Source organism: Psychrobacter sp. GW64-MNA-CIBAN-0177 (assembly GCF_040309585.1).
Lineage (GTDB): Bacteria > Pseudomonadota > Gammaproteobacteria > Pseudomonadales > Moraxellaceae > Psychrobacter > Psychrobacter okhotskensis.
Genome location: NZ_JBEOOY010000358.1, coordinates 1 through 261, shown reverse-complemented (window position 1 = coordinate 261; position 261 = coordinate 1). Strand labels below are relative to the sequence as shown.

Here is a 261-nt window from a genome sequence, read left to right as displayed (position 1 = left end):
GCACTACCGGGTAACGGTACTACGCTAGCAACGCATAAAGACCGTAAACAATTATATGTTGAAGCGGGCGCACGCATTGTTGATTTGTGCCGCGAGTATTACCAAAAAGATAACCAAGAAGTATTGCCACGCGCGATTGCTAACAAAACAGCCTTTATGAACGCCATGGTAGTAGATATAGCCATGGGCGGCTCGTCAAATACGGTATTACATTTACTTGCTGCGGCGCAAGAGGCAGGTGTTGATTTTGATATTTCGCAC

The 261-nt window shown here is 46.0% G+C and carries 1 protein-coding gene; it reads left to right on the top strand.

The features are described 5' to 3' along the window. Nucleotides 1-261: dihydroxy-acid dehydratase (locus tag AAEY79_RS15435; protein ID WP_352289405.1), on the top strand; the 261-nt coding region annotated here is incomplete at both ends.